This window comes from Nitrosospira multiformis, assembly GCF_900110185.1.
GTDB classification, from domain to species: Bacteria; Pseudomonadota; Gammaproteobacteria; order Burkholderiales; family Nitrosomonadaceae; genus Nitrosospira; species Nitrosospira multiformis_A.
In genome coordinates this window covers 13,164-36,117 of sequence record NZ_FOCT01000019.1, presented here as the reverse complement: position 1 = coordinate 36,117, position 22,954 = coordinate 13,164, and the positions used below count along the sequence as shown (strand labels likewise).

Here is a 22,954-nt window from a genome sequence, read left to right as displayed (position 1 = left end):
CTTCTGCTACCCGACAGGAGTGACCGGCTCGGGTTCGATACGTTTGCGCACGAGATAGGGCGGCATGGCGAGTGCGTGCATTGGTGTGCGGCGAAATGACTCAAGCGCCTGGGCAGGCGTCTCAACGATAGGCTCTTCCTTTCGATTGAAGGATGTATTGAGCACTACGGGAACGCCGGTACGGGCTTCGAATGCTTTCAGCAGGGCGCGTAGGAAGGGATCATCCTGCTCGCCAACGGTTTGCAACCGGGCCGTGCAGTCGACATGCGTGACAGCGGGGATGATGTCGGCGGCCTTGGGCCAAACCGGCGCAGCGAACTGCATGAAGGGGGATGGACGGCGGATATCGAAGAATTCATCCGCCCGCTCGAGCAGCACTACCGGCGCCAGCGGACGAAACCATTCCCGCTCCTTGACTCTGGCGTTGATCCAGTCACGCACGTAGCCATGGCGCGGATCTCCAAGAATACTGCGGTGGCCGAGTGCGCGCGGACCAAATTCGCTACGCCCGCGATAGAGCGCGACCACCTTGCTGTCGGACAGCAGGTCCGCTATACGACCGCACAAGTCGGCAGATTGTTCTATATGCTCCACGACAAAGTCATCCGCCCCGTTTAACACGGACTCGATGTCTGACAGACGCGGCTCGGGCCCGAGATAGTCGTTCTCCCACCTATAGTCGCAACGCATTCCGCCCACTTCGGTAAGGCCGTACACGGCGCAACCAAGCGAAGTGCCCGCATCGCTCGGGGCCGGAGGAATGAAGACGCGCTGGAAAGGGGTTTCACGCAAGAGGCGATCATTGGTGGAGCAGTTAAGACCGGTGCCTCCGGCAAAGCATAAGTTCTCGGCGCCCGTTTGCGCGTGCAGCCAGCGGGCAACTTCGAGCACTGCCTCCTCGAATGCTCGCTGCCCGGCAGCAGACAGATTAGCACTATCGGCAAAACGGGAAGCATCATCGGCAGCATAGCGAAAACGGCTGCGATCGCGCAGTATTTCCATCCAGCGGCCGGGAATCGTCACCTGGGGACCATCCACCTGCAGGGGCGGCAGACCAAGCGCATTCGGGTCGCCATGCGGGGCAAGCCCCATCACTTTGCCTTCGTTGCCCTCCCCTGGAAAAACCGCCTGTGTCAGCAGAAAGTAAAACATTCCGAGCCCAACCAGGCATCGCTCGTTGCGGTCCCACAATTGCTTGCCGATGCATTCGATCCGCCCCCTATCTGCCTGATAGAACGAGGAGACCTCACGCCAATCCGGGGGCACACTGTCCGATCCGCTCCATTTCTCGGTGAATTCGGAAACCGGGCTGCCCTGACCATCGATGATCATCACCGCCGCTTCTTCAAATGGCGAGGGATGGAATACGCTGTAGACATGCGCGAGATGGTGCGAGATACGCTTGCGCCGACAGCCGGGGGCGAATTTCAGCGTCTCGGCCATCTCCTGCTCATAGGCAGAAAAATTTTTTATCTCGCTGTCGGATGAATAGCATTCGACGAGGACATCGATCGGCTTGCCGAGATCGGGCAGATGCGGCACGTACGCATTGCGGAAATCGTCGAGCCTGCCCCAGTGGTGCTTCCGCCTTGTGAGCCGTTCCTTTTGTATTGCATATACAACCTGTGATCCATGCATTAGACAGATGCTTGCATCCTGCGTGCGGTTAACCCCAAGCACTACCAATCCATCTCCCATTGGCTTCTCCTTTGTTGTTAAGCGGGATCGCTCACCTTGGAATGAATACATCTGGCTGGTTTTTTCCAGATGCTCCAGCCCGTGGAGCGGGTATGTTTGCGATACTCGGGGATTCACCTGATGGGCCAACGGGTGAGGTCCGTTCAGGAATCGCTGCTGGCGTAGCTATCCTTGCAGCTACCCTCGTCTCTGAATTGAGGGAATTTCTTGGCAGCCTTATTATGACTATAGTAGGGATTGGGTATTTGTAAAGGTTACTTGCGGGAAGGAAGTGAGCTGGCGGGGAGTTTCATGAAGGAAGGAGAAGCGGTAAAGGAGAAACACTAAAAGAGAAGAGAGAAGCGCCGAGGAGAAGAAAATTGCCCGCTACCTGCTCGCTGATTTCCGGGCGCATTTCTTTCCCGACTCTAATAGAGCCGACATCGATGACAGGTAGGAGCGTATCACAAGAAGGCAAACATAAGCTTCCCGGGCAGATAGCACTGGGAGTGCCGCTGACAGAAGGAAACAGAAGGAATTCCGCTCAGTACAACACTGTTTCCTGCTCGTTGTGGTCGGTATCACTGGCGAGAGAGGCGATATTACCCCGTATGCTGCAACTGATGACTTCCACGCAGCTTTTCCAGAAACCCCCGGAGAGCAGTTGCAGGGCCCGGAAATATCTGTTCGAGATTTCGGTCGGGGCGGTATAGCGGCAGGTGATCCCCAGACCTTCTTCATTGAGATTGATCGTCTTGTGCCACATCCAGGCAGGGAAAAACAGAACGTCGCCGGGATGAAGCTCGAACTCATAACGCGGCGCATATTCCACCAGGGGATACGCATCCCGGTCGCTCGGTTCCCCTTCCTTATCCGGGATGAACTCCGCAAACCGGCGCATGCCGTTGCCAAGTGCTGCCGGGTATAGCAACCAAGAATATTCGGATTCGATCAAGGTCCAGCGCTTGGAGCCGGAAACAGCAAGATACCAGTTGGGCCCTTCCTCACAGTGGTAGTTGGCGTTCAATCCCGCTCCCAAGCCTAAGATCAGAAAGCTCAGGACCGGCTTCGAGGGCCGTCCCATGACGGGAAAATACGCATGCGAGCGCGGAATGCGGAAGTATTCGTAGAAAGTTGGATTTTGATCGAGCAACAATTGCTGCGGGATGTAATTGCAGCGGCGGTCCTCCGCAATCTCGCGCAGCGAGGCATTCACCATCTTCTTGCTCCGCTTGTCCAAAGCCTGGACGATGGTATCCGGAAAACGTTCCGCAAGTTTGTCGAGCGTCCAGTCGACTGGCGCGTTACCCACGAACCCGCGCATAATGCACGGTACGCTGCGCTTCACATGCTCCCGGTAAAACCGATTGGGCTCTATCTGGCCGGGTTGATACTCCGTGATGGGGAGAACTTGCCTGCGCGGTACGCTCCGATCCTGTAACCGTTGCAGGATGCGCAATTCGGTACGCTTGCGGGCATCCCGCAGCAGATTCGGGTTATGAGACAGATGCTGGCACAACATCATACTCTTGAGCGCCAGCACATTCCAATATCCCAGCGGCAGCTTCTTCACAGCACGCCTGCCCATACGCTCCACAAGAAAGGTACGCAGAAAAAGCTGCTGCTCCGCCACCAATTGCCATAGAACATAGAAAAATGTGGCAATTCCAGCGAGAGGTATTGCTAACGTGTCTCGCGCACGTGTCAATGCAGTAATTTTTTTTGGCTGGCCTGCAATCTCCATGGAAGCCTCCCTCTAAGGTTGATTCGCCATGAGAATCAGTTCATTTAACTCCTCATCTTATGAGCTCATTTTATGGATTAAGTCTAGTCCGTATTCCGACATAATGGAAATAATGGACGAACGAATTAACGTGCAGCTTCCTCCTCCAATACTAAAAACAGAGAAAAAACATTCAGCGATATATCTCCCTGCGCTGGCTTATTCTCACAACGAGAATCCGCACCGTGCTGTCCTCGATATTTGCGATAACACGGTAATTACCCACCCAATACTTCCAGAATTCATTCAATTGGGAACCCTTCAGGGGCTCACCGATACTGCGCGGGTCATCAAGCAAGGCCACGCGTTCGTACAAAAAAACCAGAATAGGACGTGCCGCTGACAGGTCGAGCTGGCTCAATTCACGCTCAACTGCAGGATATAACTCAATCTTCCACGCCATAACGCTTCATCACTTCCTCTATCCGCACTGTCTGAGTTTTACCGGAACGAATATCGACCACGCGTTGCTCGGCTAGATACAAATCTTCCAGATCATCCAGATGCTCACGGATCGCCTCGGTGATGTAATAACTCTTGGTTCGCCCCGTCCTGGCCGCCAGGTTTTTTAGCCTGGCTTCCAGATCACTGGGAAGCCGAATCGAGAGAGCCATGAAAATTCCATTGCGAGCAATGTAAATTGTGATACAAGTATCACATAAGGGATGACGAGTCGCAATTTTTGCATTGGACAAATGATCTACCTAACTCGCTTGGTAGAATTAGAAACCTTTCTGCGAACTCCCTAGATTGGTAGCTCTAGAAAGGTGAACGGCCAGCGGGGCAGGCCTTACAGCATGCGAACTGCCTGCAACACGGCACTGTTGTTCGAAAGACGCACACTTTCAGTTATTTCCGCTTAATCCAACCTCTTTGCCTTGAAAGTCCATATTTATTTACTAGTATGAGATAAAGGGCATTTCCTGACAGACAACTCTTAATTAAGCGCTTGCGCCATGAAAATTATCTTTAGCTTTAAAGGCTCCGGCCTTGTCTTGGCAGCACTCTTAAGCCTTGGAACAGGTTCGTTGTCTCCCGTGTTCGGGCAACAGACAGTTTCGTATCTAATTGACCTCAACAGCAAGGCGATGACCCAGCTAGGAAGCCTGGGTGGAGACACTTTCGCTAGTGCCATCAACGATGCCGGACAGGTAGTGGGTAGTTCCTTTCTAGGCAAACCAACGCCGAATTTTGCGCCCAGTTTGCAGGCTTTTATTACCGGCCCCAATGGCATGGGCATTAGAAACCTTGGCGTGCGTGGGTTCTTTGTCACTGCCCCTGACATCAACGATGCGGGACAGGTAGTAGGAACTTCCCAAGTCGGACCCGATGCGCCTACTACTAGTGGTTACATCACCGGCCCGAATGGCATGGGCGTTATGGACCTCCGCACTTTGGGAGATTTTGGCTCGGGCACGTCTGCACACGGTATCAACAGTTCAGGACAGGTAGTGGGGCAGTCTAGCGTACTTGCTTTCATCACTGGCCCCAACGGCGTCGGTAAGACCAGCCTCGGTACTTTGGGCGGAACATTCAGTAATGCAAACGCTATAAATAATGCTGGGCAGGTGGTGGGTGTGTCAAGTACGGGTTCAGGCGGGGATCATGCTTTTATCACGGGTCCCAATGGGGCGGGAATGACCGATCTCGGTACTCTGGGCGGAACATTCAGTGATGCAAGCGCTATAAATAATGCTGGGCAGGTGGTGGGACGGTCAGGTACGGCTGCCGACCAGGATGCATGCTTTTGCCAGTATCATGCTTTTATCACGGGCCCTAACGGAGCAGGAATGACCGACCTCGGTACTCTGGGCGGCCCTACCAGTGCAGCCGCCGACATCAATGACGAGGGACGGGTAGTAGGCTCAGCCGACACAGCCGAAGGCGTCAGGCATGCGTTTATCACGGGCCCTAACGGGGTAGGAATGATCGATCTTAATACGTTTCTGGGTTTCCGATCCGGGGTTATTTCAGGAGCCACCGGCATTAATAACCTGGGGCAGATTGTCGCCATTGCCACGATTCCCGAGCCGTCGTCCTATGCCCTGCTGCTTGCCGGTCTGGGAGTGGTGAGCTTCATGGCAAGGCGCAGGTAGTAAAAGAACCAGGGCCGTTCACGGACTCATCAACCATACGTGTCGGCTATCAGTTTCAATTTTGGAAATGATGGCAATGGCTCATTCTTCCTCCATATACCTCTTGGACTGCCCGTAGCCTGAGCGTCGAGCTTTCCCGCACTGGCACGACGAAGCTTCAGCGTCCGGAAGTTATTAGGCGGAAGTTTATTTAACTACAGACCTATCCCAGGCTAAAAACTTCCCCATCGATCTTTTTTCGCCGCGCGATGAATCCAACAAGGGGCAACCCCGCAAGAAAGAGCGCATAGATCTCCGGCTCCGGAACGATTGCGATAGCGATGACCTACCCCGCGTTGTTGATGCCGCGGGCTTCGGTTAGAATCACCCCACCAGGCAGATCAACCAGGGAACTGAGGTCCATCACGCCTGCGCCATCTGGGCCGGTGATGAAAGCATGTTGAGCGCCTCCCGCCGTGTAAGACCAACCCACCACCTGCCCGGCGTCGTTGATGCCTTGAGCAGAGGTGAAAGTACCACCCAAGGTGCCAATAACAGTTGCTGTCTTGCTGTTGAGGTCGATGAGGTATGAACGTACTTGTGCGGAGGCGCTGGTGCCGAAACACAGACCAGCAGAAAATGCTGAAGCGAGGATAAAGCCACGGATTTTGAAACCACAGATGATTTTCATGATGGATCCTTCCCGATTTTCTCAACAAAAGGTCGGATTGCCAAGCTATCAAAAAGCAATACTCCTGCTTTGAATGTAGATCAAGGATTTGAATTATCAAGGGGCACGAAATGCAGGATGCCTGTCAGGTCATCCACCTCGAAGCCTGAAGGAAGTACCCCAATGATTGCAATGGATGAGATTGGACGGCGAAAAACAAAAAAACCGCGCATCTCTTAGATTTGCGCGGGTTCTCTAGACTGCTTTGAATTGCTTAAAATGGGTTATTGGTGGACGAGGAGGCTCGAATAAATACCGTAGATTGTTTACTGATAATGGTTTTTATAATTGCTGCTGAGAATATACCCCCAAATGTACCCCATCATATGACCGTTAGGATAGCTTCAAGTTACCAATCAAATGCTTCGATGCTGAGAAAGATACCGTAATTCCATTGCTCGCCTCTTGGTCCACGTCCGCCTATAACAACAGCCTTGCAAGCAGTAATCTGCCCAGATAATTTCTTAGCGCCAAGTCTGCGCCTGAAGCTGCGCGCATCTTCTCTGCCGAAATATCCTACAGTCATTCCGTCGATATCGACCCGCACGGCTTTGTTGTCATAAGGGTTATTATCTTCAGGAATAAGGAACGCCTTAAATTTTTTGCTTCCAATGTTTTCATCGTCTGGGCCGGCCAGAAGCTTTATTGCATCTTGATAATATGACTCTCCAACAATATCGCACTCATCGCCATTGTCTGGCCATTCGTAGGCGACATTCGGAATAGGATTTTTGCGTGGTTCTTTTTTGGATGAGTTTAGTGCGTAATAGAAGCAAAAAGAAACGACAGTTATGACTGCGATAGAAAACCCAAGCACTTGAGGCTCCTTTTGTGAAGCGAAGGCATTTTCGCTCCGCGAATTATAGGAGTCTTGGCTATTTAGTCATTTGTACCAAGGTACTATCTCTCCCGTCCTGAGGCTCTCATAAGAATTTTGTAGGCCAGAACAATCACAGTACCTAGAGCGCGGTTTACATTTAGGGATTGCCCATAATTTTTCCTGCTCTACCTGCCGCGCAACTCTTGGAGCCAGGTTGCAGCTGGCTGTCGGGGTTATCGCACTGGCCGACTATAGAGAGGAATGGCATGTACCCCCGATTTATACCCCCATAAAAGGCCGGATACAATAGAACTTTGTCGAACGTTGCAGGACATAAACCAATGAAAAAGCCCGCTAATACGGGCTTATGGGACTTCTTAGGGACGAGGACTCTCGAATTAAAATGCAATACCTTGTAGCAAAAGATATTATTGAACAGGATAAGAAATATGCCCCCAATTGTGCCCCCAAAGGATGGACGACCCCATACTTATACCTCAAATCGTCCTCTGCGGGGGTGGTAGCGATATTGGGTTGCACTCGGCTGTTTAGAATTAAACATAAAAGTTTTTAGTTGTTTTTTATAAAACCATGCATCGCCCAGATTTGCTTCTCAAGTTCTTTTTCGTCGAACATCGATGGCGGTTTCTCATTCAACTCCCATGGCCCGATCGTTGATACTACGCGCCTCAACTCACGCATGCCGTTACGCTCCAAAATTTTTACTTGATTTTCGCACCAACTGGTCAAGCCCAGGATTGTTTGACAGTACCCTTCGGGAGGGCCCCAATAGTACGCCAGTACATGAGGACGAGAAAATCCGTTGACTTTATCATGATGTCGAATGGACTGAATTAAACCGGGATCTATTCCCTCCGTCGCGATTTGGTGCACATAGGCATATGCTTTTGGATCGAGAACGTTATTGTGCCGCTCAAGAATAACAGTTGCTCGTTTCCGATGATGGTTGAGATTATCCGGTAACCACTCCCACCAAGTTCTAGGCGGTGTGACATTAGGTTGCGAATCCATATTCAGAAATTTCCCCATCTTTTGGAATGAGTCCGCGTTAAAGAGCTTATCAAGTGACTTGGGTGAGGCTTCTGGGACACATGAACCATATACACTCGACCAGAACTCGACGATCCTACTGGTTAATAGCCGCACGTCTTCATAAGCGGTAGCTTTCTGAGGCAGTGATCTACGCTCTTCTTGTCGTTTTATCAAGTTATCCACTATTACCACCGTTACCAAAATACCGAGCGTTTCGGTAAAAGCATTGAGGCCGAAGTCTCTGAACGCCTCCGAACCATATAGCCACAAGCACAGACATACTGCGGCAGATAACAATAGAACGAGAATAATGATCAATCTGTATTGCATTGGGAGATCAATTAAGGGATAACAGGCTACACATTATGTTTTACAAAGCTTCCTGGCTGAGAATGTCGCATAGAGGTCGATTGATGTAATAACTGGAACGCCCTATTTTTTGTTTATGTAAAAAGCCGCCTTCGGCTAGCGAGTCCAGATATTTGGTAGCAGTTAACCGCGAGACCTTCAGTTCGTTTTGTACAAATTCAATTTTTGTGTAAGGGTGTGAGAACAGGTTGTTGATGAGATCCTGACTGTAAAAAGAATAGTCTTTACGAATTCTGTGTTTCATATCCATTAGCAACGCCTTTATAGCCTGAATGGTAGTTATGCTACCCGAGGCAGTACGCTCTACTGCGGTAAGCATGTATAGTATCCAACTCTCCCAGTCATCCCTTTCGCGAACCTCCTGAAGCAGCCGATAGTATTCAGATTTAGTGCGCACAATGTAGCGACTGAGATAGAGTACCGGGACATCGAGGAGGCCCTGTTTAACCATATAAAGTACGTTAATAATCCGTCCGGTGCGACCATTTCCATCGTAAAAAGGATGGATGCTCTCGAATTGATGGTGAATAAGCGCCATCTTAATTAGAGGATCGGCATCAAATAACTTATCGTCATTAATAAATTTTTCTAGGTCATTCATTAACATCTGGACAGTGTTGGGATCTTGGGGAGGGGTATATATTATTTCACCGCTAGTACTCTTAAGTGCGGTACCGGGCAACTTGCGAAAACCCGCTTTATTTTGCTCCAAGACAGACTGAATCTCGAGAATATGATTATTCGTCAACAAGCCAGTCTGCCGAACATACCCAAAGCCGAGATGAAGCGCTTTCCGATATTGAGCCACCTCCTTCGTAGCGATATTTGTTGTGGTTTCGAGGGTATCTGCAGCACGAAACAATTCATCGTGAGTGGTAACTATATTCTCGACCTCGGAGCTATCTTTGGCTTCCTGTAGGCCAAGCGTGTTAATCAGAATGCCCTGATTTGGCATGGTTGCGGCTACACCTTTGAGTTCAGCCAACTGACGACTAGCTGTCGTTAGCCTTTTCAGAATATCCGCTCTCTCAAACCTCGAAGGATGCAAGTCAGTCAGTTGGCAAAGCCAAGTCATTTTTAAATTAGACATGTATAGAAAATGGCAAATTGATATACATGTTAACAAACATATGTAAAGGGTAAGGCGTTTTTCTATACAAGTCGCGATTAATTGATGGGTCACCTTCTGCTTTAATCACGTCTTTGATATATGCCCCGCTGATAACCTCTTTTTTGAATTTTTCATTTTGTGGAAATGAAAAAATGGTTAAGCGCACGGTGTCCTAGGCACATGCCCTAGACTTTTTGCCCGCCCCCCTATATTCGGGTTGTGTGGCCCGCCACTCTTATCTCTCACACCCGCCATTTGCTGAAACTTGATTTCGTAATTGAAAAATCAAGATGAGCTTTTATTTAAATAAATCAATGGCTTTCTTACCTTCTATACCCTACCATTTGAATTCAATTTGAAATATGGGATTTTTTGTCTGCGTGGGAAGGCGCGCGGTGTCCAAGCAGGAAAGCTGTAGACTTTTGCCCGCCCCCGGCCCTCTGTGTCGCCTCTCGTTTCGTCTTGGCGTCGTGGCACGAATCGCACAACAACTGCTTGTTGCTTTCATCGTCTGATCCACCAGCCCATAAGGGAACGATGTGATCCACTACTCTCCCGAGTCGTCCGCATGACTGACATACGCCGCAGTCTCGACGCTTAATGCTCTCTCTTTCCTTGACGCCAGCACTACCTCGTTTGCGCTCAACGATACCGGGACGCACAGACTGAAGCGTCTGCACTCTTGATGTGCCTATAGTGCCGAGCCGGGGCTTAAGGGTTACCAGCTTCATGGGCAATAAAAAAGCCCACGTATAAGGTGGACTCGATGGGCTGTTTTAATCTCTACTGTAGCGGCTCGTATGTGTATCCACGTGCCAGCATACACATCGATATGAGTTGCTCTTTTCTCTCACGTATCATTGCATCATGTACTACCGCTTCCCTCACGTCATACATCACCGCACTGCTCGCGCTTGCTGTTGCCTTTGCTGCCTCGAATTCACACTCCGTCAGGTCTTTGTGACGCTGAACAGGATCACCGCCAGGCTTACTTAAAATCATTTGTTGCTGTGCTGCGCATGCATACAGGAGCACGCACAGAATAACAGTGATGTGATACTTCATGACGCATCCCTCTTTGTTTATTGGGAGAGCCATTGTATCAACTCTATTTACCCACCCCCGGCCCAACAAAAACCCCCGGTTTCAGGCCGAGGGTGTCTTGTTTCATCAGCGCCAGCTATTGGAGCAGCTGCCGCTGGCCGTCGCGGTTATCGCACTCACGACTAATTGGGCGAAGGACGTCTGACTTAGATTTCAGTTATTTTTTTGCCGCCTCTTCTCCCGCATCGCAAGAAGTTCGATTTCAGCCGCACTGTATTTTGAAGTATAACTGCGCCGCCAATTCTGCTCAGAGGGAGATGCAGCACCTGTCCTTTGCTTTAGAAACTGATCAAGCGCATCCCTGTGTACACGGTAAATTCTTCCGTGTACATGGATGACGGGCAGCCCATCGGCGACCATGCGTGAGACAGTGCGGAGAGACACCTGCAGCTCCTTCGCTATGTCTTTAAAAGTTAGGTAGGTCATGAGGACGAAGAGGTAAAAATAAAACCCGCCGAAGCGGGTTAAAAAGGGAGCGTAAAGGCAGGGAGCTGTCTACCCTGCCATTTCAATATAGCAGATAACAAAAACCTGCTCGGGGCTGGTTTAGGCGGATGCGAAGTGGCTAAAGATGCGAGAAGAGGGAGGGAAAACCTCCGTGCAAGAATACACGGAGGGCTGAAGCTATTTAATCTTGCTATAAATGATTGAAGCGGGATCTCGGTCCTGGATCTGGGAAACAAGCTGATTTGCATCTAGTTTTATTTCAAGTTTATTTTCAAAACTAAAAGTACAGGATCGTGAGGCCGCTACTAGCACCAAGAGAAATGTATAGATGGGCATCTTTGGAAATTGCTGCCCAAGAGATGGGCTAATTTCCTTGATTTCTCTTAGTAGATTTTCTGTAGGTATTTTTTCCGTATAAGCCTTTATCGCCAAGCTCTCCAATCTTGAACACATTTGTCTGGTTAATGTTGCATCGCGAACCATACGAAGAACACCGTTAACCATATCAAACGTTCCTTCTTGAATGTCTGCTAACGCGCCGCAGAACAGACATGTTTCTTTATTATTTAGAAAGGCAATACCTTTGGTGTTGCCCGCAATTCGAACACGCTTAGACCTAAATAGCGCCCCGCATGAAGAACAGGAGGCGTGAAGCTGAGTATCGCTATGCACCATATTTGTTTTCATAAATCCCTCTTGTTTATTATTGGGATTTTTAAAGAAGCAATAATCGTACCCTCTTGGAAGTGATTGAAATAAGATAACTGTTTTGTTTATGAGACCATTCCTGTAAGAATTTCCGACTTCTGAGAGGGTAATAAAAAACCCGCTCTAGGCGGGTTTGGTGGTCTTTATCCTCAATTTTAGAAAAATTGATTACGTTTATGAAAGGAAGGCCCCGAGCGTGCTCTAGAGCGGAAAGAGGTAGAGATTTGTCCTCCCCCTCCCCCTCCCACTTTTCCTTCTATAGTACATTGATGACCTATTACGATCCGATGGCATATGGAAAGATGGAAAGTAACGTATCAACCAAAAGTCGTATCAAATAAGCCGCTGGGGACTTATGTTGATAGCGGCGCTAACCGTGATCAGGTAATAACCAAAGTAGTTCAGAGGATAAAAGCGGAGTACCCAGCTATTGATCTTGAAAAAAACTACATCCCACAGCCAGAAACAGAACGCGTTACCTATTCCAATGATGATTAGGATAATCGGTCGTCCTGCCATAATTCTGAGTTTCTATTTTGTGGAAATGAAAATCTGACTAGGCGCACGGTGTCCAAGGGGAGGGATCTAGACTTTTGATCCACCCCCGACCTGAATTATCAGATTGCTCGCTCCCTTGGCATTCCCTCTACATTCCATTCTTCTGAGAGCCTTAGCATCCTATCTGTTGTCTTCGCGGTACTCGCTGTATTGCGGGCGATAGCAAGATGCGCAGCTTTCAGTTCAGAACGCAATTGCTTGATCTCGTCAGCCATAGCTTTCGCGCTCTCGTTCGGCTCACGCAGTCTCTGCATGAGTTCACGGTTATCGGCGGCCGGAATGATGCGCTCCCCGGCATGGGCATTGATCGTCATGTCCTGCGGTAGTGAGTTCGTGCCGACGGCGAAGCTCGGAAAAACCTTAGCGGGAGGCGCCTCGAATACCTGCTCCGGTTGCGCGCCAGTCACCCCTGCATTCGCGGCGAGTTGCAGATACCGTTCGTACTCAAATTTTGTCGCAAAAGAGTCGGTTGTCAGCAATTGCATCGAGTCGCGGATACGCTTCGCCTCTGCTTCCGCATCGGCAGCCGCCTGTCCCATAGCATCGGTTACAGAGGCAAATGCTGGCGCGAGGCGCAACAGCGCAGCGAACATTCCCTGCCCTGCCTGCGTGTTCAGGTCCTGCGCTTCGACCAGTGCGCGGAATTGCTCGCGTGTAGCTGGTAGCGTGGCGATGCCGAGTCTTTTCAGTTCGGCATTCATTAGCCGGGATGTGCTGGCAGCGCGTTCAGCGTCGGTATAGAAACCTTCGAAGAAGGGTTGCAGCAATGAGCCAGCGTTTTGCAGGCCACCGAGCAGTTGCACGAGGTTGTCACGTAGTCCGATGGATGCAAGACCGATCTGGTTTAGCCTTTGGCCGGTCAAGTCCAGGGCGGCATTGACCAGGACGTATTCCGCCTGCACCCGGGCAGCCGTATCTGCAAGCGATTCGCCGGTACGCTGGAGCTCGACAAGCTCCGGGATCAGGTGCGCGCCGAGCGAGTTCGCAAGGTCTGTCGCGAGCTGCGCTCGCTGTTCTTCCGTTTCAATCTGGTTCTTGACGGCAAAATTCCAACCGGAGAGGGAGCGGGTAGCGTCCCCGGCCGTGTCAGCCAGAGAGTCGAACACGTCCATGACCCCGAACATGATGCCGTTCACCGCGTCGAGCTGATCCCGCTCGATACCGAGTCCCCGACGACCTCGTTTCTTGCCTCCGAAAAGACCGACCTTACGAGTCCAGTCGGCTTGAAATTCGCCGTGAAAGCCATCCTCCAGGAAGTTTCCGGTCAGTTCTGCGGAGCCGAACCTTTTGGGACCTTTCCCAAACAGTCCGGCAGCAATACCAATGATTGGCGCAATGAAATTCAGGGGACTGTCACCCTTAATGCCGAATATCTTTTTACCGGAACCGAACATGCTACTGAGCGATCCGGCGGCCATCATTGCGCCGATGAACGGCGCCGCTGTGCCGAGCATCGAGCCCATCGATATAGCGGAACCGATACCGGACATTCCCGCGGCTCCGTAAGCTCCGGCAGCACCAGCAGCCGCGCTACTGCTCATGCCTATCCCCGCTCCAAATGCGCTAACCGCACTTGATCCGAAGACGGAACCCAAGCCAGATACAATGCTGCTCAGGCCGCTTGTCAACCCGCCGCCAAGCGCACTAAGAATGGATGAGGCTCCACCCCCGGTTGCGGCACTTGCCGTTCCTGCGGCTGTCCCGCCCATCACGCCCATAATTGCCCGGCTCATCGGTGACAGAACGATGTCGATAACAGGTCGTAGTATCAGCGTCTGAAACATGTTCTTGAGGCTGTCTCTAAAGTTTTCGGCAAACCCCTTCCCAGACTCAAACCCGCGCAGGAGAGCGTCTGTAAGCGAGCGGTTTATGTCTCGCGCGGCGTTCTGCCAAGCATCTGATGCCGCTTTTGCTGCATTCTTCGCGGCTTCTAGCGCCTCTCCTCTCTTCGCCTCTGCCGAAAGTTGCTTCGATAGCTCAAGTCTGCGCTCGAGCATATCGATCACCTTGATGTCGATATTGTCAGCCGCCCATGCGCGGTCGAGCGCGGCTTGCAGATCGGCCTGCCCCATCTCAGCTACAGCTGCCGCTCCATACTCTAGGAGAGCGTTTTTCTGCTTGAGGGATTCGAGGGATTTTTCGTCTGCGGCAATCAAGGAAGCGTAACCATCGAGACGTTTCTTCTCTTCCGCTTCGAGCCGTCTCGCAGCCTCTACGTTTTCTTCCTGCGCGATAGTCGCTTCTGCCCACGCTTGAGCAGACGCCATGATTGCGACACGCTGAGATTCCAGAGGCGCGGCAGCTGCGGCACGAGCAGCAGCAAGCAACTTGACCTGGACAGCATTCAGGCCGATCGCTTCTGTTTCCTGGTGGAGACTGATAATGTGATCGTTGGCGGCTTTCTCAGATGCTTTTGCAGCCGCTATTGCAGCCTTTGCGGCTTTCTCCGCTTCTTTTGCAGCTTCCGCAGCTTTTGCCTTGGCTTCAGCTTCGGCCAGCAGTTTTTTCATGCCTGCAGCGGGATCGGTTGCAGCCTCTTCCGCTAGCGCCGCTGTTTTCGATAACGCACTGAGATGCGCTATCTTTTTTTCAATTATGGCGATCTGAGTATTGAGGTCCCTTACATCGCCAAATACAAAATCATTTATCCAGTTGGCCGCCGTGGGCGCCGATAGCTCGTCGCGCATCTTTTTCATTCGCGCGACTTTTTGCTCTAAGTTGGCAACGGTTGCGGCAGCGTTTGCCTGTTCTTCGGGAGTTGCTATCATCCACCCAAACAAGTCGCCACCACCCCCAAACGCGCCTCTCAATCCATTAAGCGCCTTGGCAATCAGGCTGATCCCTTCGGCGGCTTTTCTGCTTGCGCCGGTAATTTTGTCAATTTCGCCTACCGTCAACAGCAATTCGTTTCGCACTGCCTGCCATGACGTGCCGATGGTATTCGGCAGCGTTTCCGCTTCTTTCAGTAGTTTGGGTAGTTGCGAACCGAGGCCCTCAACCAAAATATCGGTCGTGAGCTTCCCTTGATGCGCCATCTCGCGCAGCTGTCCGACAGGCACGCCTATCGCGTCAGCCAATGCCTGCATGACACGCGGAGCAGCCTCGTTGACGGAATTAAATTCTTCGCCGCGCATTACGCCTGATGCAACGGCTTGCGAGAATTGCAGCATTGCAGATGCTGATTCTTCCGCTGTTGCGCCGGATATTCTCAGGCTGAGAGCAAGCGCATGGCTTGTATCTGCCGCCTTACGCTGTCTGTCAACGGTATCAGGCAGCGCCTGGGCGATACGAGTGTAGAGATTGGCTGTTGCTTCCAGCGGCCCTTTTGTGCTTTGAGCGATCCGTTGAATATCCTCCTGCGCTTTGGCAAACTCTGCCTGGCTCTTTGTGGCAAGCCGTAGACGAGCGTCCATGTTTGAAACAGCATCGGCCATCTTCCCGAGTTCGCCTATGCTGACCATGGCGAACATTCCGGCAAAAAGGCCGCTGACGAGATTGCGTATCTGCGAAACGGACCGGCTGACGACGCTCTTGGCGCGATCCATGTCCCGTTGCAACCGGGCAATGTTCGCCGCCATCTCGATTGTCAGAGTGCCGATGTTTCCGTTCATTTTTTCATTTCCTTTAATTGTTCATAAAAAACCCCAGCTATTAGGCCAGGGTTCCTTTTTGAAATATGCGCGACTCGTTGATCGATATGCATCCCTTATGCCGCCTCTATCAAGGCATTGAGCCTGGTCTTCAGTGCCTTGCTTACGGGATTCTTCGGTTCCCGAGTCATTTTCGGAAAATTCTCGGGGAGCTCGCTCTGGTCAATAAAACCCTCCCGGAACGCCTCCATGAGATAACGATAGACACAGGAGTTGGGGTCCTTCAGAGATCCTAATTCCAGGATGCACATGGGTGTAAGTCCCCCTGCCGCGAAACCTGCAAGAGACAATCCTTCCCGTAAATCCGCTTCAGCAGTCAGCGCCTCGTCCAGTTCCTTGAGCTTTGCAACAATCTTGCGAACGTTCTCATGGTGTACCGGCCGGAATCGCTCTACGACCTCAAGCGATGCCGCAGACCGCTTATCCATGACTACCTGTTCCTGAAGTCGAATAGCAGCCTTGATGACCGAAATACGCGTGATCAGATCTTGATAACTCTCCAGCAATTTCGCTTCATCGGTGGTTTCAGGACTTGACCCCTCTTCCAGCATCTTCTCTGCCGCTTCTTGAATGGGGCTGCGTTGCGGTTGCCCTTTTCCAAAATGCATATCGATCAGAATTGCGTCTCTCTTTTCTTCCGCCTCAATCAGTTGAAGCCGTAAATCAGATAGTTTGTTGCTTGCAGCAGCGTATTCCTTGTTGTCCGAAATCTTGGGTAGTGCAACAGCTTTATTCTTCATTTCGATGTTTCCTTATGGTTGAAAAAGGCTTTTGGCCTTGATATTTGATAATTCCGCCTTCTTTGCCCGCCCCCTTGATCAAGGGCAAGAACAAGCTTCCTCCTTGCTACCAATGAGCGGGCGTCAGGAAGGGGCCCGGCATTCTTGTCGTTCATGATCCTGTTTTGGTAGAAGGCCATCATCCAGTCTCTGTAGTGGTTCATCGCTTATTCCTCTTAATTGTTATTCAGGGGTATCCGCTTGGACGAACGGGTTTGCCGCTGCCCGGTCTTCTTTGCAAACACGCTCACATTCATTTCCAGGTTCTTGAGACGCTCATCGTTTGCCTTCTTAAACTCGGCAAATGCCTTGCCTTGATTCAGAAGCATATTCTTTATTTCTTCGTTATCCATATGCTAAGGTCCTTATGTGATGTCATCGTATTAATCATGAACTGAGTATAGGGATATGATATAACACGGGATTCCCGGCTTAGGGGTATAGGGAGAAGAGCGTTTGAAAAAATCTGAGGTAATAACGGCGCAAGTGTCGCACCGTTACCAGGGAGAGGAATTACTGATTTGCCTTGCACCAAGAGAGCTTGTTCCTGATGCTCTTAAACGAGAGTAACTGCCTTCCGGTCTTTGGGTGATGATAGACCACTGTCTCCCACACCCTATCGACCTTCTCTATTGGGCTTTCTTCCTCGCCGTACATGTCCCGGCGGGCTGCTTCCAGTTCGAGCTCATGCAAGAGCCGGTCGAAGGTTATGGGGCCTTCTATCTTAGGAAGCAACTCCTGAAGATAGCCTTTCAGAAAACCGGGCCTCTTCCCAATTCTTTGCTGTTTCTGGAATGAGAGCCCCAGTCTAACCAGCGTAAGCACCTCCTCACGTTCGGGGCTGGGGGGGCAGGTTTGCTCTATGTAAGAAGTAATGCTCACTTAACCCCCACCCCTATCAATTTCGCGGATATGCACGCGGAGGGGAGGGCGCGCTCTAGAGCCATATGGCTCAAGGAATACCCCTCCCCCGTACCCTCGCGGCTCATACTGCTTCCCTCCTCGCGTCAGGAAGGCTCAGACTGAGTTCTTTTGCCTCAGTTGAGGGGTAAGTATTGCCTGCTGATTTTAATCGTGTGGAAGAGCCCATAGACAGGGCATCCTGTTTCAGCGCTCTAAAACAAACCAGTGCGTTATCAAAATCTGCCAGGGCAATGGTCAGAGCTTCGTCATGTTCTTCCTCAGTAAAGCCGTGGAAGTCCGCAATGAAACGAACCAAATTGGTAAGCTCCAACCGCTCAGAGTCTTGCTCCTCCTTGCGGTTTGCTATTGCTATTGTTGCTACTTTTGCTACATGGAGATGCGACGCTGCACCACCACTCCTTTGAATAGGGTTTGCTACTGCTATTGTTGCTACTTTTGCTACTCTTTCCGTTGATTCCGTATGTTGTGTAGCAGGAATAGCAGGAGTAGCAGTAGCAAGGTCTCTGTCGTGTCGTTTTTTGATCAGCGCAGACAAAGCCATCACGCACCCTCCTTATTTAACAGAGCAGGATTGATCTTGATGATTAGCCGCTTGCCATCCTTTTCCAACTGGACGCGGTTAAGTTCCTCAAGCTCCCGTATCGCAGCGTCCAGTGCTGCTCCATCTCGAATGGGTCCGTGCTGCCGGGTATAGTTCTTCCCGATGAGCGTAACCTGCTCTCGACGGCAATACTCAATCAGCCAGTTGTCCAGCCTTGCCGCGTTCGCTAGTTCTGCAGGCAAGGCGAGTTCTCCGAAGAACCGTCTTGATTCGCTCAAGTGCCAGGCAACAATCCGGCTTGCAGATTCAAAGCATTCGTAGCTAATCGGTCTGATCCCCTGCTCGAATACCTGGAACAGAGCGGCAAGCCGTGCAGCGTTGTCGGCTGATTTGCTTGCCACGTCCCGTACGTCGTATAGCTCCCCGCCGGACCGCAACTCGGATTCAATCTCGTTGTGAAACTCGATCCAGCATTCCTTGGCGTCGCGTTCCAAGGTGAGCAGAGTAGGTGTGAGGGTTTCATCCTCATCCAGGGGAGCGGGGATATTGAGGATTTCCGTAATGCGCCGATCAAACGCGGCAACATGAGGCCAGTTTGCCGGCGCTTCAGTGAAGGGCCGGTATCCTTGTGTTGACTCGGGCCATGCAACCAGGAATCGAGCAAAAAATCCTGTTCCTCTTGCCAATGCTCCGGACCTTGCAAAGAATTCCCGCAGCGTAGGTTCCTGCACTTGCAGGGCTACGGTTAGCCGTGCTCCCCGCACTGTGAAGGATTCCGTTGATCGCCGGTCAATCGTCAGACTGGTTCCATCCCATAGCTGATTCAGCAAGCCAAGGTTCCTCATGACACTATCTTTACCCATGCCATGCGAACCGAAGACAATGCCTGCTTCTGCCGATACCACCCCACCGGAAGGCCACTGTTTTGCCAACCCATACGCCAATGCTTCGGGAGTTGCATCGGCATAGAACAGACGGGGAATGCGTGGGGGCTCCGGCTTTTTGTGTTCCAGGTCGCGCAGTGCCAACTCCATGCTTTCGGTAGACTTGTTGTCTTTGGAAAGCTGCGTATTTTTTCCTTGATGCCGCCACGCTTGGCATCCCAGGCCTCTATATCCGCCTTGTAGTCTTTGAGCGGCTGCTTTGCCATCTCGGCTTGTTGCTGCTCGTAGTCCCGTATAGCTTTGGTAAAGAAACCGTCACACGTGGATTTGCGTTCGCCGGAATCAGCTATCGTTAGCATGAATAGTCCGGTTGGACCTGACAGCTTTTCAGCCCGTTTAACGTCTACATGGTTTTGGATTGCCAGGGAAATGGATGACAGAGCTGATGAAGCTACCAGGGGAATAGGCGCTTTCACAAATCCTGCCACCTCTTCCACTGCATGCCGGATCGTGTCTGGAAGGGCATCGATCGGATAAGGCTCGGCCGGTACCTTTGCCATCAAGGGTTGAGGATCGGGCCACTCTTGCAGCGGAACGCCCATTAACGCCATGAACTCCGCGTGCGCTTCCGGTGTCGCTTCTACTGTTTCCCCCATCGCGTTCAGCATCACGCGGCCTCCTGTATTGCAAGGTACCGCTTAAGGATCGCCCAGGCATCGCCGGTACCGGCAAGGTCAAGTGCAAACGTTGCAAGGAAGCAGGGATTAACCTTGGCTACTTCCTGTGCAACGGCATCCACTCGGTGCGCGTCTTTGCTGCGGTAGGTTATTTGAACAGACAGACCAGCAAGGAATCTGAATTCAATCTCAGCCGGGGTGAGATCATTTGGAATGATGATCCGGGGATAGGCCTTACCCAGATCCCAATCGAAAGCAACTACCACCATCCTGGAAGGGGCTTTTCCTACCTCCCGAATAGACATTAACTGCTTGCCGTAGGGCGGCAGTCGTTTATAATCTGATTGCGGTTTGGTTTGGAAAGTCGCCCTGGTGCCCTCCAGGGCGTTTTCTTTTGTGGGGCTCATTATTTGTCCTCCCACTCGTGTTCTTCCAAAATCGTGTTTGCCTTTTCGATGCTCTTGATCAAGTTTTGGAGCACGTTGGCAAACCCATAGGCTTCAGCTGTAGATAACTCGAATCCGCTATCGAGCCCTGCTGCATTGCAGATGCTTCCCCGTAGGAACTCAGCTACATAGGCAGCCTCCCAAAGCATGTCCCGGACTTCAACGAGTGAATTTGTTGGATTAGCTGGCGAGGCTTTAATGAGTGGATTCATTATCTGCCTCCTGTCGCGGTCATTGGCTCGACAAGCTTCAGGTAGGGCGGATTCTTTCTATAGCGGGAGTGGGCCGACTTTATGGTGTTAATAATGTGGACGGAAGCAGAATTTATCTCCTCCGTAGCCCACTTTTCCAATGCCGGATTCCCCTGCATTCTCCATACGTAGTTGGATACGCAGGAAGGATCGGTTCCCTCCTCCGGGGCATACTCGATCTCAAATTTTCTGAGGATGGGCGCAGCTTTCTTTGGCTTTCGGTATTTGTGGTATTTCTTAACCTCGAAAATGCCGCCTTTCAGTTTCTTTGTTTGAAAATCATCAGGGCCATGCTCTCCCTTTGAGAATGAGATATGCCACTTCAGTCGTTTCCTTCCTTCAGGGAATTGGTCAGGCTTAGCGATACCAAAAGCGTTTGGCTGCCGCCACATACTGTTTCAGCTTTCGATGCGACAGGGGGAATGTCTTTAACAATGCATCAGCTGCTTTCTCGTTTGACAAGGATGGGGAAATATTGGCTTTCCAATATTCAACAACTTCATTCCGAAGCATGTAAGTTTCGTGATGCCTCTTCAGGGCGTTTGCTCTAGCCACAAGTTTTTTATGCTGGATCCCTCGAATTCTCAATCGGTACCCCGCAAGTGCCTCCCGCGCTGCGAACACTGAATCGACGAACTCATCATAATCTTCTTTTTTCGTAAATCTCAGCGCAGCCATGTCCAGGGCCGCTGCCGCCATTCCCAACACGGAAAACGCCTTAATAGTGTCGAATATCTGATCAGGTAGCCCCTCAAAACTAGCGAATGCGAGCCCCTCTAGACTTTTCATTTTGCCAATGCTGGCGTTCAGTGTTTCTGGCAGGGGCGGCACAAATTTTAATTTCTCCGACCCACCTTCCTCATTTCTCAAAGAGAAAGCAAAGGAGAACGATTGGAACCATGCCTTTTCTTCCTCACTTTTAAAACCGAGTTTTTCAAACTCCTTGTATATCTCCTCTTCAGAAGATTTGTACTGCTTCATTAGTGCTTCGCCGAGCAGTTTTGGATTGTAAGAAAGGTGTATAACCCGAGTCGTCATTTACTCTATTTCACTCCGTTACAGGCACGGCTTCAGGGCCGGCTTTAACCTGATCTAAGTAATTCGCCCACAGCTGCATCATTTCCCGGCGCTCTTTTAAAAACTTCGTACGATTGTAGGCGGCTCCCAGGACATCGGGTACTTTATGCGCGAGTTGGTGCTCGATAACTTCCGGTTTTTGGTGTAGCTCTTCTGCCAGGATAGTACGAGCCATAGCCCGGAAACCATGTCCCGTTATCTCCGTTTTGGTGTCGTAGCCCATTCGGCGCAAGGCAGCATTGATCGCAGCATCGCTCATGGGCTTTTTGGGGTCGCGCCCGGGAAAGACATACTGTCCGGCTCCTGTCAGCGCCTCGAGCTCGCGGAGAATTGCTACCGCTTGATGAGCCAGGGGAACAGAATGTTCCGTCTTTGTCTTAGTGACAAAATAGCGCCATTCGGGTTTATCAAAGTCAATATCCTTCCATTCAGCGCGCCGTAGCTCTCCAGGACGCACGAAAAGCATTGGGGCAAGGCGTAAGGCACACTGAACTACGAACGTGCCTCTAAAGCCCTGTATGGCGCGCAACAGCTCCCCGACCTGGGCAGGGTCTGTGATCGAAGCAAAATGATTCTTCCTGGTGGACGGAATGGCATCCTTCAGATCCTGAGAGGGATCGCGCTCTGCTCGACCCGTGGCCACGGCATACCGGAATACCTGCCCGCAATTTTGCTTAACTCGATGGGCGGTATCCAATGCTCCGCGGCTTTCGGTCCGGCGAATTACCGCAAGTAGCTGAGGAGGCGTAATGTCTGCAATAGGTTTATTCCCAATCCAGGGGAAAACGTCATTTTCCAGGCGGCTGATGATTTTGTCAGCATGGGAGGGCGCCCACTGCGGGGAAAACTTGGCGAACCACTCGCGGGCGATTGCCTCGAAACTGTTTGCTGCATTTTCCTTGCCTGCGCGCTTAGATTGCTGCTTAACCACGCCCGGGTCTACATCATTTGCCAGCAGCTTGCGCGCATCGTCACGCCGTTGCCGTGCAAGACTCAGGGAAACATCAGGATAAACTCCAAAGGCGAGCCGTTTTTCTTTTCCTCCAAAACGGTACTTGAATCGCCAATATTTCGAGCCATTCGGCATCACTTCGAGGTACATGCCCCCACCGTCCGCTATCTTGTAGGACTTGGCTTCTGGCTTTGCCTTGCGCACAGCCACATCGTTTAGCTTCATGACGAACAGGTGATTGGGGGCATCAATTCTGCATTGGGGGCATTTATGACGAAATTATGCCCCCTTTGATAACTCGATTGCAATAGACGGGAATGAATGGCAGACAACAAAAA

General features: G+C 51.1%; 25 protein-coding genes and 1 pseudogene. 1 reads left to right on the top strand and 25 read right to left on the bottom strand.

All coding sequences use genetic code 11. The features are described from left to right. Positions 1–6 precede the first annotated feature (6 nt). The 4 genes from BMY01_RS15580 to relB form a co-directional block, all read right to left on the bottom strand. On the bottom strand, positions 7–1,698 hold the full coding sequence (locus BMY01_RS15580; protein WP_074749039.1) for a carbamoyltransferase family protein: 1,692 nt from the start codon (positions 1,696–1,698) through the stop codon (positions 7–9). Between the two features lie 523 nt (positions 1,699–2,221). Then, positions 2,222–3,421: a cupin-like domain-containing protein gene (locus tag BMY01_RS15575; protein WP_074749038.1), complete on the bottom strand. Its 1,200-nt coding sequence runs from the start codon at positions 3,419–3,421 to the stop codon at positions 2,222–2,224. 172 nt (positions 3,422–3,593) lie between these two features. Further along, entirely contained in the window at positions 3,594–3,863 is a 270-nt protein-coding gene (locus BMY01_RS15570) for a type II toxin-antitoxin system RelE family toxin (RefSeq protein WP_074749037.1), read from the bottom strand. Beyond that, positions 3,847–4,074 carry a type II toxin-antitoxin system RelB family antitoxin gene (gene relB / locus BMY01_RS15565; RefSeq protein WP_074749036.1) on the bottom strand — a complete coding sequence of 76 codons (228 nt, stop codon included), beginning with the start codon at positions 4,072–4,074 and terminating at the stop codon, positions 3,847–3,849. Before relB ends, BMY01_RS15570 begins: the two co-directional genes overlap by 17 nt. Before the next feature lie 342 nt (positions 4,075–4,416). Between relB and BMY01_RS17155 the strand changes: the two genes are divergently transcribed. Continuing rightward, positions 4,417–5,556, top strand: a complete 1,140-nt coding sequence (locus BMY01_RS17155) for an HAF repeat-containing PEP-CTERM protein (RefSeq protein WP_081353978.1) — start codon at positions 4,417–4,419, stop codon at positions 5,554–5,556. Between the two features lie 202 nt (positions 5,557–5,758). Here the strand turns inward: BMY01_RS17155 and BMY01_RS18900 are convergent, their stop codons facing one another. The 21 genes and pseudogenes from BMY01_RS18900 to BMY01_RS15440 form a co-directional block, all read right to left on the bottom strand. Beyond that, positions 5,759–5,866 carry a PEP-CTERM sorting domain-containing protein gene (locus BMY01_RS18900; RefSeq protein ID WP_368086252.1) on the bottom strand — a complete coding sequence of 36 codons (108 nt, stop codon included), beginning with the start codon at positions 5,864–5,866 and terminating at the stop codon, positions 5,759–5,761. Between the two features lie 15 nt (positions 5,867–5,881). Then, complete coding sequence (locus BMY01_RS18895) at positions 5,882–6,226, bottom strand: hypothetical protein (RefSeq protein ID WP_074749035.1); 345 nt, start codon at positions 6,224–6,226, stop codon at positions 5,882–5,884. A 388-nt stretch (positions 6,227–6,614) separates the two neighbouring features. After that, positions 6,615–7,082: a hypothetical protein gene (locus tag BMY01_RS15545; RefSeq protein WP_074749034.1), complete on the bottom strand. Its 468-nt coding sequence runs from the start codon at positions 7,080–7,082 to the stop codon at positions 6,615–6,617. Between the two features lie 573 nt (positions 7,083–7,655). Next, positions 7,656–8,456 carry a hypothetical protein gene (locus tag BMY01_RS15535; RefSeq protein ID WP_139176957.1) on the bottom strand — a complete coding sequence of 267 codons (801 nt, stop codon included), beginning with the start codon at positions 8,454–8,456 and terminating at the stop codon, positions 7,656–7,658. Positions 8,457–8,508: 52 nt separating this feature from the next. Further along, a complete protein-coding gene (locus BMY01_RS15530) occupies positions 8,509–9,582 on the bottom strand; it encodes a Fic family protein (RefSeq protein WP_074749057.1) in 1,074 nt (357 codons plus the stop codon). Between the two features lie 386 nt (positions 9,583–9,968). After that, entirely contained in the window at positions 9,969–10,349 is a 381-nt protein-coding gene (locus tag BMY01_RS18890) for an HNH endonuclease (RefSeq protein ID WP_081353977.1), read from the bottom strand. Between the two features lie 52 nt (positions 10,350–10,401). Next, positions 10,402–10,683 (bottom strand): hypothetical protein, encoded by a 282-nt coding sequence (locus tag BMY01_RS15520; RefSeq protein ID WP_074749030.1) that lies wholly within the window; start codon positions 10,681–10,683, stop codon positions 10,402–10,404. 192 nt (positions 10,684–10,875) lie between these two features. Continuing rightward, complete coding sequence (locus BMY01_RS18885; protein WP_074749028.1) at positions 10,876–11,148, bottom strand: helix-turn-helix domain-containing protein; 273 nt, start codon at positions 11,146–11,148, stop codon at positions 10,876–10,878. Positions 11,149–11,346: 198 nt separating this feature from the next. Then, positions 11,347–11,856, bottom strand: a complete 510-nt coding sequence (locus BMY01_RS15505; RefSeq protein ID WP_139176956.1) for a hypothetical protein — start codon at positions 11,854–11,856, stop codon at positions 11,347–11,349. Positions 11,857–12,494: 638 nt separating this feature from the next. Beyond that, positions 12,495–16,046: a tape measure protein gene (locus BMY01_RS15495; RefSeq protein ID WP_074749025.1), complete on the bottom strand. Its 3,552-nt coding sequence runs from the start codon at positions 16,044–16,046 to the stop codon at positions 12,495–12,497. Between the two features lie 95 nt (positions 16,047–16,141). Next, positions 16,142–16,825, bottom strand: coding sequence for a hypothetical protein (locus BMY01_RS15490; RefSeq protein WP_074749024.1), 684 nt, complete (start codon positions 16,823–16,825; stop codon positions 16,142–16,144). A gap of 215 nt (positions 16,826–17,040) precedes the next feature. Next, entirely contained in the window at positions 17,041–17,217 is a 177-nt protein-coding gene (locus BMY01_RS17925) for a hypothetical protein (RefSeq protein ID WP_175463293.1), read from the bottom strand. Between the two features lie 160 nt (positions 17,218–17,377). After that, the gene (locus BMY01_RS15480) at positions 17,378–17,746 is read right to left on the bottom strand and encodes a hypothetical protein (RefSeq protein WP_139176954.1); all 369 of its coding nucleotides are present in this window, start codon (positions 17,744–17,746) and stop codon (positions 17,378–17,380) included. Between the two features lie 103 nt (positions 17,747–17,849). Next, on the bottom strand, positions 17,850–18,329 hold the full coding sequence (locus BMY01_RS15475; RefSeq protein ID WP_074749021.1) for a hypothetical protein: 480 nt from the start codon (positions 18,327–18,329) through the stop codon (positions 17,850–17,852). After that, positions 18,329–19,363, bottom strand: coding sequence for a YfjI family protein (locus tag BMY01_RS15470; RefSeq protein WP_074749020.1), 1,035 nt, complete (start codon positions 19,361–19,363; stop codon positions 18,329–18,331). The genes BMY01_RS15475 and BMY01_RS15470 overlap by 1 nt, the downstream gene beginning before the upstream one ends. An 86-nt stretch (positions 19,364–19,449) precedes the next feature. Beyond that, positions 19,450–19,773: pseudogene (locus BMY01_RS18480) on the bottom strand (DUF3987 domain-containing protein); the annotation flags it as partial. A gap of 107 nt (positions 19,774–19,880) precedes the next feature. Then, positions 19,881–20,297 (bottom strand): hypothetical protein, encoded by a 417-nt coding sequence (locus BMY01_RS15460; RefSeq protein ID WP_074749019.1) that lies wholly within the window; start codon positions 20,295–20,297, stop codon positions 19,881–19,883. Continuing rightward, complete coding sequence (locus BMY01_RS15455; protein ID WP_074749018.1) at positions 20,297–20,548, bottom strand: hypothetical protein; 252 nt, start codon at positions 20,546–20,548, stop codon at positions 20,297–20,299. Before BMY01_RS15455 ends, BMY01_RS15460 begins: the two co-directional genes overlap by 1 nt. Continuing rightward, positions 20,548–20,979 (bottom strand): hypothetical protein, encoded by a 432-nt coding sequence (locus BMY01_RS17920; protein ID WP_074749017.1) that lies wholly within the window; start codon positions 20,977–20,979, stop codon positions 20,548–20,550. Before BMY01_RS17920 ends, BMY01_RS15455 begins: the two co-directional genes overlap by 1 nt. After that, positions 20,945–21,625 carry a hypothetical protein gene (locus tag BMY01_RS15445; protein ID WP_074749016.1) on the bottom strand — a complete coding sequence of 227 codons (681 nt, stop codon included), beginning with the start codon at positions 21,623–21,625 and terminating at the stop codon, positions 20,945–20,947. The genes BMY01_RS17920 and BMY01_RS15445 overlap by 35 nt, the downstream gene beginning before the upstream one ends. A gap of 10 nt (positions 21,626–21,635) precedes the next feature. Further along, positions 21,636–22,841 carry a tyrosine-type recombinase/integrase gene (locus BMY01_RS15440; RefSeq protein ID WP_074749015.1) on the bottom strand — a complete coding sequence of 402 codons (1,206 nt, stop codon included), beginning with the start codon at positions 22,839–22,841 and terminating at the stop codon, positions 21,636–21,638. Between the last annotated feature and the right edge of the window lie 113 nt (positions 22,842–22,954).